Source organism: Acinetobacter sp. V2 (genome assembly GCF_001188385.1).
GTDB lineage: Bacteria > Pseudomonadota > Gammaproteobacteria > Pseudomonadales > Moraxellaceae > Acinetobacter > Acinetobacter oleivorans.
This window is the reverse complement of the sequence record NZ_JZFB01000003.1, coordinates 149,444-163,904: the sequence shown is the minus strand read 5'-3', so window position 1 is coordinate 163,904 and position 14,461 is coordinate 149,444. Positions and strand designations below refer to the sequence as shown.

Sequence of the window (14,461 nt, the reverse complement as noted above, 5' to 3'; positions counted from 1 at the left end):
CCTTCTAGATCAGAATCACTTACCCAGCCATTAATTTTTAATGGAAGATCAGGTTTGATGTAATGCGTCCAAGTTAAATCAAGGGCTTTGATTTCATCGTCTTTAGGGAATGCTTTATTGATTGCCAAGTTAGATTGATTAACTTTAACCACCATTGCACGACCACTTAAACGGTTCATGACATCAAAGCGGATATCACCACCCACTGAGTACATTTGTCCATCACCACCCATCGCGTGGCCTAATGGGTAACCATGTTGGTAATAGCCATCTTTATATGTTGCATTATGAGCATAAGAGATACCTCTTACATCACCATTAGTTCGTGTATCCGCCCATTCTGCATAAAGTTGATAAGGCAAGTTATTGTAGCTAGATGAATAGTCCACACCTGCTAAGTACATTTTCTTAGAAGGTAAGCCACCAGCCTCATCCTCACCTACATATTGTCCATATATGCTAACTGGAACTTGGAATAGCGGTTGTAATAATAATCGGCCATCAAAGCCAGCAATTTGGTTAGATGGATCTGGTTCCCCCGTTCCACCGTTATCTTTATTGCCGACAAATGCATCCCATAAAGAACTAAAACTTTCAGGACGTCCATCACCGCCCCATTGAATAGCACGCGATGCACCCAACTCAATATAGGGTAATGGTTGTGCAGTTACACGCAATCCAATTAACTTTGCGTCTGGGACTGCTTTGTAGTCATCTAATTGACCAGCAAAAGCTTGGTATTGCCAAGGTCCAATCCAAGATAACCATTTTGTATCAAAAGCATTTTGCACAGCACGTTGTGCTGTTACACCATAAACTGGGCGGCTAGCATCACCACGAATTAAGCTACCATCATGGCCAGGACCCCACCATGTTGGAATTTGACCCGCAACTATCCACTGATTCCAAAGTTTACCAGCAACATATGAGCCTTCAACATTCACATCTTGCCCATTATCAATTTGTGGATCTTTTTCTGCATTTACTCGGATTTTTGCATCCCAGTTTTCACCACCAGCATTAAACTCTAAAGAACCTTGATATTGAGCTTTTTGGTTATCACCGAATGCTTGCGGAATATTTTTGCTATCGGTCTCAGCAAAAGCGCCCACTTTAACCGTATCGTTATCTGCTTTTAATGCATCAAGAACTGAATTAATAACTTTTTGTTGAGCTGGATGCGTCACTTGCGCTTGAGAGAGGGCTCTCTGGATTTCATCACCACTTAACGGCCAAGTTGAGGTGCTAATCTTGATAACACCTTGTTGATTCAACCAATTTAAGTCTGTACGTAAGTCCTCATTATTTAGCACTAAACCTTGTGCAAAAATAGCGGATGAAGCAGTTGCCAATATTGCAATCGAAAGTGTTTTTCTTAGAAACATGCCAGCCAATTCTCAAAGTTATTTATGAGCAACACCTTAAATTTTTTATCACAACTTTGCAATTGTTAAACTGTGCAATTACATTTTTTAACGCTATTTTAAGATTAGTGTAGATAGGTAAGTTTTTGAGATATAAAAGTAATAAAAAAAGGCAGTATAAATACTGCCTTCTTGCCTTTAGAAGATTAACCTTCTTTACGGCGCATATGAGGGAATAAAATTACATCACGAATACTTGGAGCATCGGCAAATAACATCACCAAACGGTCAATACCGATACCTTCCCCTGCTGTAGGAGGTAAACCATACTCAAGCGCTTCAACGAATTCTGCATCGTAATGCATTGCTTCATCATCACCCGCGTCTTTTTCAGCAACCTGAGCTTGGAAACGCTCAGCCTGATCAATTGGATCATTTAACTCGCTGAAACCATTTGCCAATTCACGGCCACCAATGAAAAACTCAAAACGATCAGTAATATGTGCATTGTCATCATTACGACGAGCGAGTGGAGACGTTTCAGCTGGATATTCAGTAATAAATGTAGGCTGACGAAGTTTAGTTTCAACAGTTTCTTCAAATACAATCGTTTGAAGCTTACCTAAACCAAAACCAGGCTTAACTTGTTCTTTTAATTCTTCACGAATAAATTGAGCAAGGAACTCACGATCACCAACATTTTCAGGCGTAAATTGTGGGTTATTCTCTAAAATCGCATCAAACATAGAGATTTTCTTGAATGGTCCTTTGAAGCTAAACACTTCACCTTGGTAAGGGACATCAGTTGTACCCAAAATATCCAAAGCCAACTTTTCAAGCATGTTTTCAGTTAATTGCATCAAGTCTTTATAATCAGCATAAGCTTGATAAAATTCGATCATCGTAAATTCAGGATTGTGACGCGTTGATACCCCTTCATTACGGAAGTTACGGTTAATTTCAAACACACGTTCGAAACCACCAACAACCAAACGTTTTAAATAAAGCTCAGGTGCAATACGTAAGAATAAAGGCATATCCAAAGCATTGTGATGTGTTTCAAACGGACGCGCAGACGCACCACCCGGAATCACATGCATCATTGGCGTTTCAACTTCCATGAAACGTTCATTGTTTAAGAATGCTCGAATACCTGCAACAACTTTGGCACGGATTTCAAAAGTTTTACGTGTTTCTTCATTCACAATTAAGTCAAGGTAACGTTTACGGTACTTAACTTCTGTGTCATTTAAGCCATGGAATTTATCTGGTAACGGACGAAGAGATTTTGTAAGAAGTTCAAAACCTTCAAGATGAACATATAAGTCACCTTTTCCTGAACGTCCGATATAACCTTCGGCAGCAATAATGTCACCAAGGTCTAAACCTTTAATAGTCTCAAGAATATCTTTTGGTAAGCCTTTACGGTCAACATATAGCTGAATACGACCTGTCATATCTTGAATAACCATGAAAGAACCACGGTTTAACATGACACGGCCAGCCACTTTTACATAGACATGCTCAGCGCTTTCAATTTGTTCTTTCGACTGATCTTTAAATTGTTCTTGTAGATCAGCTGCGTAGTGTTCACGCTTAAACGTATTCGGCCAAGGACTCTTTCCAGTTTCCTTCGCAACATCTTGGATTTGCTTTAATTTGGCATGACGCTGTGCAATTAAATCGTTTTCGGAAATAGTTGGTTCAGAAGTCGATTGAGCGTTTTGTTGCGTCATCTCTGCCTCGATTAAGTAAAAATTAAGTGCTATATCGTAACAGATTGCAGGAGTTTTTCGAATGATTTCAATCAAACAAAAATGAAAAAAGACAATTTTATAGAACAAAACACTACTTTTTAAAGGCAAAGTGACTTAGACCAATCGCTAAGATCATTTTTTAAAGCATTTAGTAAAATATAAAAAAATCCAAATAACCTCGATATTCAAAAGGCCCGATTTGCCTTTTATTTTATCAATGAGATTGTGTCGTAAATAATGAAAATTCTATTTTTACATGGCTTGGATTCTTCCCGGGAATCGACAAAGTTCCATGCCATTTTACATCCTGAAAAATTTTGTATTGACGTCGATTATCGTAACTTAAGTTATGCATCTGTTGAGTACTTTTACCATCAGGCTATTCAGACGATCAAACCAGATTTACTGGTGGGTCATAGCATTGGAGGCTATTGGGCTCTAAAAACTGCTGCTCAACATAAATTAGCAGTGATTGTGGCAAATCCAAGTCTTACCCCTAATTTTCGGGCAGACTACCCTCAACTTTCTGAAGATGAACTCATGCTCTCTAATCCTAAAATGGCCTATTTAGAATTAGGAGATGAGCAACTTGATATGTATCAGGTCCAAGAAAAACTTGCACCCTACATGAATATTGAAACGTTTGAAGGTGGACATCATCGCTTGGCCTATCCTTCTCGAATTAATGATCTGATTATAAAAATTTATAAAAAATATTTGGCCTAGATTTCTATCGTTTGATTATAAAAACTGGTTTATATGTGATTTAAAGAAGCTTTATTTCGCTTCCGCCATTTTTTTAACCACATCAAAACCTTGAACGAAGCCACTTTTCAACATGCCCATATATTCGGGTAAAGTGGCCAATTCAACTTTTAAAGTGGTTATATTATCTGTTTGGTTTAGAAAATATTTTTCTTGAGAACCACTCCAACCTTTAACTTCTTCACTTTCTAAATCTTCTTTACCTTCTTTAATCATTCCTAAATGTTTAAAAATCAATATTTCCGGTTTTTGCATTTGTTCAATTGTAGAAACCATCCCATTTCCTTCGCCATCAAGAAAATAAGTTTTTCCACCTACTTGCCAGTCAGTACGCATTGAGGAATCGGGTGCAAAGAATTTCGTCCAAGCGTTATATGTCTCGCTATTCCAAAGTATGTCCCACACTTTTTCTATAGGAGCATCAATTTCCACTTCATATACTAAATTTTCCATATTTTACTTCCTTGATTTATACCGTCTTAATGACAGCAAATTTTAATTTTCGATTTTAATAATGACATTCTGTAGCATCGTAGTTTGTTGTTATTTAGCTTTCATATGAGATGAATTTTTTAAATAATTTGGCACTCTTTATTTCATGATATTTTCGCAAATAAAATTAACTGTAAGAATGCATTAATTATTATTAGTTTATGGCGAAGTTTTGCCTAAATAACCACTTATTTGTCCTAACCTGCCATTCATCTTTGCTTACGAATGATTAAACTCCGTTATTTACTTTACTTTGAATGTAGAACTGCGTAAAAATTTGATATCCGATCAAAGGCACATTGGTTATTATTGACCGGATCGTAGTTACATTATTAATAGATGGAATAGTTTTACTGAAAGGCAGCTTTGAGCAAACTTATCAGTGCGGAGAGTCTCATGAAAAAATATCAATGTATCGTTTGTGGATGGATTTATGACGAAGCGGAAGGTTGGCCACAAGACGGCATTGCAGCTGGAACAAAATGGGAAGATATTCCTGATGACTGGACTTGCCCTGATTGCGGCGTTTCAAAAGCTGACTTCGAAATGATCGAAATCTAAGAGCGTAAAGTAAAAGGCCATGATTGACATGGTCTTTTTTACGAATATTACCAATCACCGTATTAAATAAATAATTCTAACTCTGGAGAAAAAAATGCATCCTATCGTCATTATCGGATCAGGCATGGCGGGTTATACCTTGGCACGTGAGTTCCGTAAGCTTAGCCCAGAGCAAGAACTTGTGATGATTTGTGCGGATGATGCAGTGAACTATGCAAAGCCAACATTATCAAATGCATTTGCAGGTAAAAAAGCACCAGAACAAATTCCTTTAGGTGATGCTGCTAAAATGGGTACTCAACTCAATATGCGTATTGAGCCTTTTACTTTTGTAAAAGAGATTTTAGCTGAACGCCATGAACTTGTTCTAGAAAAGGATGGGGTAACGTCGAATCAACCCTATTCAAAACTGATTTTAGCTGTAGGTGCTAACCCAATTCGCCTTGCAATTGCAGGTGATGGTAGCGATGACATTCATGTCGTGAACTCATTGATTGATTACCGCGCTTTCCGTGAAAATCTAGCTCAGCGTAAAGATAAACGTGTTGTTATTTTAGGTGCTGGTTTAATTGGTTGTGAATTTGCCAACGACTTACTGCATAGTGAATATGACATCACTGTGATTGATTTAGCTCCTCAACCATTAGGCCGTTTACTTCCAGGACATATTGCTTCTGCTTTCCAGCAAAATCTTGAGGAAGCTGGAGTAAAATTTGCACTTGGAACCACGGTTGAAAAAGTAAGCAAAATTAATAATGGCGAAGACTATGCGATAACACTCGCAAACGGACAAACATTGGTTGCGGACCTTGTTCTTTCTGCAATTGGTTTACAGCCAAATATTTCACTTGCTAAAAGTGCAGATATTCAAACAAGCCGTGGAATTATTACCAATGGTTTATTGGAAACAAATCAAGCAGACATCTACGCAATTGGGGATTGCGCAGAGGTAAACGGTACTTTACTGCCATATGTAATGCCGATTATGCAACAGGCTCGTGCTCTCGCTAAAACACTCAGTGGACAACAAACTGCTGTGCACTACCCTGCTATGCCAGTTGCAGTAAAAACGCCAGCCGCCCCACTTACAGTTTTGCCAGCTCCGGTTGATGTAGAAGTGAACTGGGAAACAGAAGAGTTCGACGATGGTATGCTTGCCAAAGCAATTGACAATGAAGGAACATTGCGTGGTTTTGTATTGTTAGGTGCAACCGCAGGTAAACAACGCTTAACTTTAACAAAGCTTGTTCCAGATCTTATTCCAGCCCAAGCATAAGGTTTGTATCAGGAATACTCAGTTAGAGAGTATTCCTTTAAGGAATGAATAACATGAATAGCGCCTTACAGTTTAACATTTCACCGTATACATCTTTCATGCAAGAAACCAAAGTCAACTTAGGCAATGGAATTGAGTTACATGTAGAAGTCGGTGGAAAGCCAGAGCATCCAACCATTTTACTGATTATGGGTCTTGGCGCCCAAATGCTTTTTTGGCCAGATTTTTTCTGTAAATCGCTGATTGATCAAGGATTTCGTGTTATTCGTTTTGATAACCGTGATATTGGCCTTTCTTCAAAAGTACGTCACGAAGGTAAACGCTTAAATACTGTCAAATTGATGGGTCGCTTTGCACTTGGACTCGCTAATCAGGGTGCACCTTATACACTGCATGATATGGCAGATGATGTATCCATGCTGATTGATCGTTTAGGCGTGAACAAAGCGCATGTAATTGGTGCATCAATGGGTGGGATGATTGCTCAAATTCTCGCAGCAAAATATCCAGAAAAGGTTGAGAAGTTAGGGCTTATGTTTACAAGCAATAACCAGCCTTTTTTACCACCGCCTTTTCCGAAACAACTTTTGAGTTTAATTGGTAAACCCGAGACGCGTGACGAAGAAGGTATTGTTAATCATAGTTTAAAACTATTTCAATTGATTGGTTCACCTGGTTATATCAACCAGATTGAAGCAATACAAACAGCACGTAAGCTTTATCAACGTAGCTACTATCCTGCTGGTGTACTTCAACAGTTTTTAGCAATATTATGTACAGGCTCTTTACTACAACTCGACCGTGAAATTAAGCAACCCGCTTTAGTCCTACATGGCTCTCGTGATCGCTTACTTCCGCCTAGCCACGGTAAGGCTGTAGCAAAAGCAATTTCCGGTGCTAAGTTTGAATTAATTGATGGAATGGGGCATGATATCCCTGCACATTTTATTCCACAGCTTAGCGGTTTATTTGCGCATCATTTTAAATCATCAGACTAGGACACTATGGCTGCATTACCCTCATTAAGACAGCTATCATATTTAGTTACGTTGTCGGAAACTTTGCATTTTACTGAAGCAGCACGCCGCTCTTTTGTCACTCAATCGACTTTATCAGGCGGCATCATGGAGCTTGAACGGTTATTAGGTGGCGTTTTGGTAGAACGTGATCGCCAGAATGTGCGTTTAACACCTTTAGGTGAACAAGTCGTTGCTCGCGCCCGTGTACTACTAGCAGATGCTCAAGATTTAATGCGTTTGAGCCGTGAAATGAGTGAGCCGTTAACGGGTGATTTGCATTTGGGTGTTATTCCAACAATTGCACCTTTTATCCTGACACGGTTACTTGATGAAGTGCATCAGCAGTTGCCTAAAATTCAGCTGCATTTGCATGAAGCACAAAGTGAAAAAATTGTAGAGCGTTTAGAACACGGTAATCTAGACATGATCGTTCTTGCTCTACCGTTTGACACTAGAGGCCTAAAAGTCGCTGAAATTTCGAAAGAAAATTTGTACCTTGTATGTAGTAAACAAGATACAAATGCTCTTCAAGCCAACTCTCTAGATGATCTTGATTTATCAAGATTAATTTTGCTTGAAGAAGGTCACTGTTTACGTGACCACGTTTTAAGTGCATGCCCTATCGGTGAGCGTAAAAACGACAACCGTTTAAAAGCAAGTTCTTTACCAACGTTAGTTGAAATGGTTTCTTCTGATTTAGGCTTTACGCTTTTACCAGAAATTGCAATTGAAAATAGTATGATCAAGTTTAATGATCAGATTACTGCAAAACCAATTGAAGATGCTCCGAGCCGTACTTTAGCTTTAGTGACTCGTAAAAGTACACCATTGCAAAGTGAGTTCGATGTATTACTGCAAATTATGCAAAAAATCACGACAAGAATACATGAATAAAAAAAGGAGTCTTCGGACTCCTTTTTATTTTATTGCGGCGTTAAAGATGCCCACTTAAACACCCAAGCAGATGGCATATTCAAACTATTATCAGCAATAATTTTTTCTCTAATAATTTGTGCAATGGCATAGTCGTTTGCAGGGTCTACCATGACCCGTATACCTTTAGTCGTTGCACTAGTTACAACCTTATACCCTTTTGCTTCTAATTGCGACTGAACCGTATTTGCCTTATTTTGATTAGAGGCTAGCGTAACTTGTACCATCCATTTCTTTTCACCATTTTCCAAGATTTCTTTAGCGACAGCTGCATCAAGTTGCTTTTTACTGTCAAAATTTTTCTTTTCTTCTATTTTCTTGGTGTGAACATCTTCAATTTTTTTTTGGGCTAAAAACTCATCTTGTTTTGGTTTTCTTTTTTGGATGACTATTTTTTTATTTTTCTCTCCACTTTTGTTAGCTTTATCATTAGAAGGATTTACAAAATAAGGATATATCGCTTGATCATCAAATCTTTGAAATACGATGATATCTCCATAACACTTCTGATCTGCGTAAGTGGTCACTGGTATTATCCCCAAAAGTATTTTAATAAGTAAACTTCTAATAAAGCATTGCATCTTATTCATTTACCAAAGTTAAGTATATTTAATGCGGCGTATTAAAGTAGATTTCTCGTGATTTGTATATTTTTAAAATTCAATGTTTTATGTAAAAAATCACATATTTTCAAAACATATTGCAGTGCTTCAAATTATTATCGTTTATCCAGCAACCATTTAGAAAAACTAACTAAATTACTTTGAATTTCAGTCAATTAAAAAAGCCGACAAAATGTCGGCTTTTATTTAGTCTATAAAGTTCATTATTTAATGATTTCTAATAATGCCCTTTGAGCATTATGCAATTTTTCACCCTCTGCTGGCTCAGCACGAATCCACGTACCATCCCCTTGTAGCAGCCAAGCCTGTTGATTATCTTGTAAGTAATTTACCAAACCTTGTTGATAAATACGTTTTTTCAATGCAGGGTCTTCAACAGGGAAACATGCTTCAACACGATTAAATAAATTACGGTCCATCCAGTCTGCACTTGAACAGTAAATACGCGCATCACCATTATTACTAAAATAATAAACACGAGTATGCTCAAGGAAACGTCCTACAATTGAACGCACTCGAATATTCTCCGACAGGTTCGGCAAACCTGGACGTAAGCAGCAAATCGAACGGATAATCAGGTCAATTTGAACACCCGCCTGAGAAGCTTCATACAATTTATTGATTAACTGGACTTCGGTTAATGCATTTACTTTAACAATGATCTGAGCTTTACGGCCTGCTTTAGCATTGGCAATTTCTTCATCAATAAAGTTAATGAGCTGAGCATGTAGAGTAAACGGTGCATGTAATAGCTTTTTCAATTTCGCCATTTTGCCCATGCCGGTCAACTCTTGGAATATACGGTGTACGTCTTCACACAGATCTTTATCTGTGGTCATGAGACCATAATCGGTATAAATTCGGGCATTCATCGCATGGTAGTTACCCGTTCCTAAATGAACATAACGTACCAATTTATTATTTTCACGGCGCACCACCATAATCATTTTGGCGTGAGTTTTATAACCTACAATACCGTAAACAACGACTGCCCCAGCTTCTTGTAAAACGTTTGCTACTTCGATATTTGATTCTTCATCAAAGCGAGCACGTAATTCAATAACGGCAATAACTTCTTTTCCATTACGCGCCGCTTCTGCCAAAATTTGCACAATCTCAGAATCAGCACCACTACGATATAACGTCTGCTTAATTGCTAATACTTGCGGATCGCGAGCAGCTTCACGAAGTAGCTGAATCACAGGAGCAAAAGATTCAAACGGATGATGCAGTAAAATATCTTGCTTCTGCATGGCCGAGAAAATGCTCTCGGTCTTTTTAAACACTTTAGGCACAACCGGCGTATGAGAGTCATAGCGCAAATGAGGACGTTTAAAGTTTGAAACTAGACGAGCTAAGTTTACTGGACCATCAACTTTATATAATTGCTCATCGGTTAAATCGAACTCTTCAAGTAAGTACTCATAAATATGCTGTGGGCAGTTATGGGTTACTTCCAAGCGAACTGCACGCCCAAAACGTCGAGAACTTAATTCACCTTTTAATGCTTTAGCTAAGTCTTCAACATCTTCATTCAGGGCTAAGTCTGCATTACGTGTAACACGGAATTGATAACAACCAGTTGCTGTCATTCCCGGGAATAAATCAGACACATGTTCATGGATAATTGCCGATAACATCACATGATGTTCTTTACCACCTGTTAATTCGTCTGGTAGGCGTACAACGCGTGGTAATGAACGTGGCGCAGGCACAACAGCCAAATCAATTTGACGACCAAAAGCGTCTTTACCTTCAAGCGTAATAATGAAGTTCAAGCTTTTATTAACAAGTCGAGGGAACGGGTGTGCTGGATCTAGACTAATTGGGGTCAATACAGGTGCAACTTGTTCCTGAAAATATTTTTTCACCCAAGCAGATTGGGCTGGAGTTAACTCACCACGACGTAGGAAGCAAATATCTTCTTCACGTAGTTTAGGTAAGATTTCCTCATTTAAAATTCGATATTGACGCTCAATCGCAGCATGAGCAGTTTCAGAGATTTTTTGTAAAACCTGTCTTGGGGTAAGACCATCAGGGCTACGACTTTCATTGCCTAGAGAAAATTGTTCCATCACTCCCGCAACACGAATTTCAAAGAACTCATCGAGATTACGCGAAAAAATGAGCAAGAAATTCATTCGCTCAAGCAATGGATGTAAAGGGTCTACCGCTTGCTCCAATACACGCAAATGGAAGTCAAGAATAGACAATTCACGATTTATATAACGGTCATTATAACTGTATTCTATTGGGGTCGTTGTTGCTGTAATCGCTGTATTCATGTCTAACTCTATTCTCTATCCAGCCAAAATCTCTATAAACCAGTATGCTGCAAAAATATGACAATTTGGTAAAAACTAAAAAATTTACACATCTTTAAAACAGCTTTATTCAGGAATCTGGGTGCTATTCATATAACGTAAAATAACGCGTTTTCTATATTGTAGTTTATGATCGTTACGGTGATCTTGATAATATTTCGGATCAGGCAATAATGCAGCTAAGAATGCGGCTTGTTCACGCGTTAAGCTTTTAGCACTTTTACCATAATAATGATGAGCGGCTGCTTCAACACCATACAAATTTTTGCCGAATTCAACTGAGTTCATATATACCTCAAGAATTCGGCGTTTTGACCACATCCGCTCCATCATCCAAGTCGCGACCGTTTCTTGACCTTTACGAATAAATGAACGTTTGTTGTATAAAAACAAGTTCTTTGCAAGCTGTTGAGACACGGTAGAACCACCCGCAACTACCTCACCTTCTTCATTATTTCGCTCAAGGGCAAAACGGATACCTTGCCAGTCAAAGCCATGATGATGGATAAACTTTGCATCTTCACCCGCTAAAATTGCATGTTTAAAATTATCGCTAATATCATCATAGTCCAGCCACTGATGGACAATTGGCTCTGATGTATCAGACCAATAATCAATTCGCATGAACATGGTCGTATCCACTTCATGTGTCCGCCACCAGACCAAACTCGAAAAAATCCAAAGTTGAATAAGGAGAATCGCCCCAATAAAAATTAACAACACGCGAACAATAAAAGCTTTCATGTTCGTCCTGATCTCCTGTATTCAACTTTTTTCATGTTAAGCTGTAAAGCATGTTCATATATAACAAAAGCATAGCATGACTCAATATCAGCCTCCGCACATTAATCGTAAACTCAATGTACAAACTTGGTGGCTGACCGCCCTGCTCATCACAATTAACGTAGGTTTGTTTGCCTGGCAAATTCTATCTGGCGTCGATATTAGTGACCCAGCCATGAAAGATGCTATTCATTGGGGAGCTGATTTTACACCACTTACTTTTTCTGGGCAGCCTGAACGTCTATTTACCAGCATGTTTTTTCATTTTGGTTTAGTCCATCTCATGCTCAACATGTGGGCCTTATATATTTTCGGTAATGTTGCCGAGTCACTATTTGGTCGCTTCTATTTTATAGGCATGTATTTACTTGCTGGTTTATTCGGAAGCCTTTTAAGTAGTTATTTGACCATTCAAAATGGACATGAATTACTGCAACATTTTGACCAGAGCTTACTTCCTCATGTCAGTGCAGGTGCTTCAGGCGCCGTAATGGGATTAGGTGCTGCGTTAACCGTACTTTCCTTATTTCCACCCCTTCCGCATCAAGCTTACATACTCGATAAAAAAGCATTATTAATGATTATGGCAATCAACCTTATTTTTGGTTTTGTCGCAACTGGTATTAATAATGCCGCACATATTGGCGGCATGGTTATTGGAGCATTCCTTGCACTGATGTGGTATTTAAGCTACGTCAGTAAGTTTAAAAGTGTGCTCAAGATTTTAGGCTTATTAGGCGCAGTAATCATTACGGGTGGTTTTTATATGTACTGTGTACAACTCAACTCACCTTTACTTCCGCTATGGCATGAAATCATCATCCAAAACCCCGGAATTATTCCTTAAGTTCCTTAAGTTAAAGCTGATTTAACTCTCTTAAGCTTTGTAAAGGCGGTAAGTTGCAAAGATAACCGAGTCGATAACGACCAATCAATGCACAGATCAGCATCATGCCAAGAGGTAAAATCAGCCATATTTCAAAATGCCACTGTATTGCCATATTCATTTTATAACTGGCAATCGCACTAATCACTTCCGCAAAACAGCAGGCAACTATGCCTGCTAACAGACCAAGAAACCCAATCTCAAAACTGAGCATTTGCTTCATTTTATTTTTAGATAAACCAAATGAACGCAATAAAGCGACTTCCCGACGGCGCTCATCCATTAATAGGTTTAAACATGCAATCAGTACTAATACGCCTGAAAAACCAACCAACGCTGCCAGTACAGTCACTATTTTGACCAAGACATTCATTAAGCGTTTTACTTCATCTAAAATTCGATCAATATCAATAAATACTGTATTTGAAAATTGCTGAATAATATTGATCATTTTAGGTTGATCTTGCTTAGGTACATAGAAACTACCTAAATAACTTCCAGCATTTTCATCTAAGGTTTTAGGTGAAAAAATAAAGAAAAAGTTAGGGCTAAAGCTTTCCCACTCTACACTCCGGAAATTCACAACTTTGGCTTGTAATGTACCGTCGGGCAGGCTAAAGGTCAGCTTGTCTCCAATTTGGATTCCTAAACTTTCAGCAGTTTTACTTTCGACTGAAACTTGCCCCACGCCATTAAACTGGGTTTGTCCTTGTGTAATTGCGTTGTCATTCGGTAATTGATTTGATTGGGTTAAATTCAATTCACGGCGCAAAGAGTTATTTTGTTTTATTGCTTCTTCTGAAAAAGGTACATCATTTTTTGCTACCAGTCGGCCTCGGATATTTGGATAGAGCGGCGTGCTTTGCCAACCATGTAGCTTTAATTGCTGCTCAAAAGGTTTTAAATCGAATGGAGGTAAACCATATACAAATTGATTAGGCGTTCCTTCAGGAAGCTGTTGCTGCCAACGCTGTAATAAATCTGTTCTTAATACGCTTAATACAGTAATGAGGCTTAAGCCTAACGCCAGTGCAGTAATTTGTAAGGTACTTTGTGAGGGCGACCGAATATAAAAAGACAAACGATTTTTCATCTTTTTTAAACTACGAAGCACGAGCCAAACAACGGTATACACCAAAATACAAAGAACAATAATCGCCGCCAAAACCATAATGCTGAGCATCAAGTTTTCACTTAACACCAAACTAAAAACAATCAGGCTGCTAATGCCAGCAAAAAACATAAAGAATAATGATTTTCGAGATTTGGCTTCTTCACGAATCACTCGAATTGGAGGTGTATTTAAAAGCTCCCAAATGCTTGGCAAAATAAAACCGAGCAGCACAATCACACTTGTAAAAATAGCAATTGGTAAAGGTCCAAGTAAAAGTGGTATTAGCGAAAAACTTAACTCTAATTGAGGAATTAATTGCAGCATAAGTTGCAGCAAGCCATACCCCATGACTAAACCTAATAGGCTGCCCATCACAATTGAAATCGCACTGACAATACAAAGCAATCCAATATAGGCCCATAAAATTTGGAACTTACTGGCTCCTAAGCATCTGAGAAGTGCAATATGATCTTGGTTTTGCTGAACATATCTTTGACTCGTTAAAGCGATGGCAATTCCACACAACAAAATCGTTAAAATATTGGCTAATTGCAAAAAGGTATC

14 protein-coding genes are annotated in these 14,461 nt (G+C 38.4%); 7 read left to right on the top strand and 7 right to left on the bottom strand.

Annotation, left to right across the window (positions count from 1 at the left end):
• The coding region (locus UC75_RS11675; protein WP_049837843.1) for a capsule assembly Wzi family protein at positions 1 to 1,385 on the bottom strand (1,385 nt) is incomplete at its 3' end.
• 185 nt (positions 1,386 to 1,570) lie between these two features.
• A complete protein-coding gene (gene lysS, locus UC75_RS11670; RefSeq protein ID WP_004793971.1) occupies positions 1,571 to 3,100 on the bottom strand; it encodes a lysine--tRNA ligase in 1,530 nt (509 codons plus the stop codon).
• A gap of 258 nt (positions 3,101 to 3,358) precedes the next feature.
• On the opposite strand from lysS, the gene UC75_RS11665 reads away from it, so the two are divergent.
• On the top strand, positions 3,359 to 3,847 hold the full coding sequence (locus UC75_RS11665; RefSeq protein ID WP_004793973.1) for a YqiA/YcfP family alpha/beta fold hydrolase: 489 nt from the start codon (positions 3,359 to 3,361) through the stop codon (positions 3,845 to 3,847).
• 51 nt (positions 3,848 to 3,898) lie between these two features.
• On the opposite strand, the gene UC75_RS11660 is transcribed toward UC75_RS11665, so the two are convergent.
• On the bottom strand, positions 3,899 to 4,339 hold the full coding sequence (locus tag UC75_RS11660) for an SRPBCC family protein (RefSeq protein ID WP_049837690.1): 441 nt from the start codon (positions 4,337 to 4,339) through the stop codon (positions 3,899 to 3,901).
• 435 nt (positions 4,340 to 4,774) lie between these two features.
• On the opposite strand from UC75_RS11660, the gene rubA reads away from it, so the two are divergent.
• From rubA to oxyR, 4 genes are all read left to right on the top strand, one after another.
• Complete coding sequence (gene rubA, locus UC75_RS11655) at positions 4,775 to 4,939, top strand: rubredoxin RubA (protein ID WP_000760495.1); 165 nt, start codon at positions 4,775 to 4,777, stop codon at positions 4,937 to 4,939.
• Positions 4,940 to 5,033: 94 nt separating this feature from the next.
• Complete coding sequence (gene rubB / locus UC75_RS11650) at positions 5,034 to 6,215, top strand: rubredoxin reductase RubB (RefSeq protein ID WP_013198616.1); 1,182 nt, start codon at positions 5,034 to 5,036, stop codon at positions 6,213 to 6,215.
• A 53-nt stretch (positions 6,216 to 6,268) separates the two neighbouring features.
• On the top strand, positions 6,269 to 7,213 hold the full coding sequence (gene estB, locus UC75_RS11645) for an esterase EstB (protein ID WP_005303349.1): 945 nt from the start codon (positions 6,269 to 6,271) through the stop codon (positions 7,211 to 7,213).
• A gap of 6 nt (positions 7,214 to 7,219) precedes the next feature.
• Positions 7,220 to 8,128 (top strand): LysR family transcriptional regulator OxyR, encoded by a 909-nt coding sequence (oxyR, locus tag UC75_RS11640; RefSeq protein ID WP_004793979.1) that lies wholly within the window; start codon positions 7,220 to 7,222, stop codon positions 8,126 to 8,128.
• Between the two features lie 29 nt (positions 8,129 to 8,157).
• Here the strand turns inward: oxyR and UC75_RS11635 are convergent, their stop codons facing one another.
• A complete protein-coding gene (locus UC75_RS11635; RefSeq protein ID WP_049837689.1) occupies positions 8,158 to 8,748 on the bottom strand; it encodes an SPOR domain-containing protein in 591 nt (196 codons plus the stop codon).
• A 57-nt stretch (positions 8,749 to 8,805) separates the two neighbouring features.
• Here UC75_RS11635 and UC75_RS18865 point away from each other — a divergent pair, with 57 nt between their 5' ends.
• Positions 8,806 to 8,934: a hypothetical protein gene (locus UC75_RS18865; protein WP_081399186.1), complete on the top strand. Its 129-nt coding sequence runs from the start codon at positions 8,806 to 8,808 to the stop codon at positions 8,932 to 8,934.
• Positions 8,935 to 8,993: 59 nt separating this feature from the next.
• On the opposite strand, the gene ppk1 is transcribed toward UC75_RS18865, so the two are convergent.
• Together ppk1 and mtgA are read right to left on the bottom strand one after the other, a co-directional pair.
• The gene (gene ppk1 / locus UC75_RS11630) at positions 8,994 to 11,075 is read right to left on the bottom strand and encodes a polyphosphate kinase 1 (protein WP_004793981.1); all 2,082 of its coding nucleotides are present in this window, start codon (positions 11,073 to 11,075) and stop codon (positions 8,994 to 8,996) included.
• A gap of 105 nt (positions 11,076 to 11,180) precedes the next feature.
• The gene (mtgA, locus tag UC75_RS11625) at positions 11,181 to 11,858 is read right to left on the bottom strand and encodes a monofunctional biosynthetic peptidoglycan transglycosylase (protein WP_004793982.1); all 678 of its coding nucleotides are present in this window, start codon (positions 11,856 to 11,858) and stop codon (positions 11,181 to 11,183) included.
• A gap of 76 nt (positions 11,859 to 11,934) precedes the next feature.
• On the opposite strand from mtgA, the gene UC75_RS11620 reads away from it, so the two are divergent.
• Entirely contained in the window at positions 11,935 to 12,744 is an 810-nt protein-coding gene (locus tag UC75_RS11620; RefSeq protein ID WP_049837688.1) for a rhomboid family intramembrane serine protease, read from the top strand.
• A gap of 10 nt (positions 12,745 to 12,754) precedes the next feature.
• Here UC75_RS11620 and UC75_RS11615 read toward each other — a convergent pair.
• Positions 12,755 to 14,461, bottom strand: a 1,707-nt coding sequence (locus UC75_RS11615) for an ABC transporter permease (protein WP_228137311.1), incomplete at its 5' end; no start/stop codon positions are given.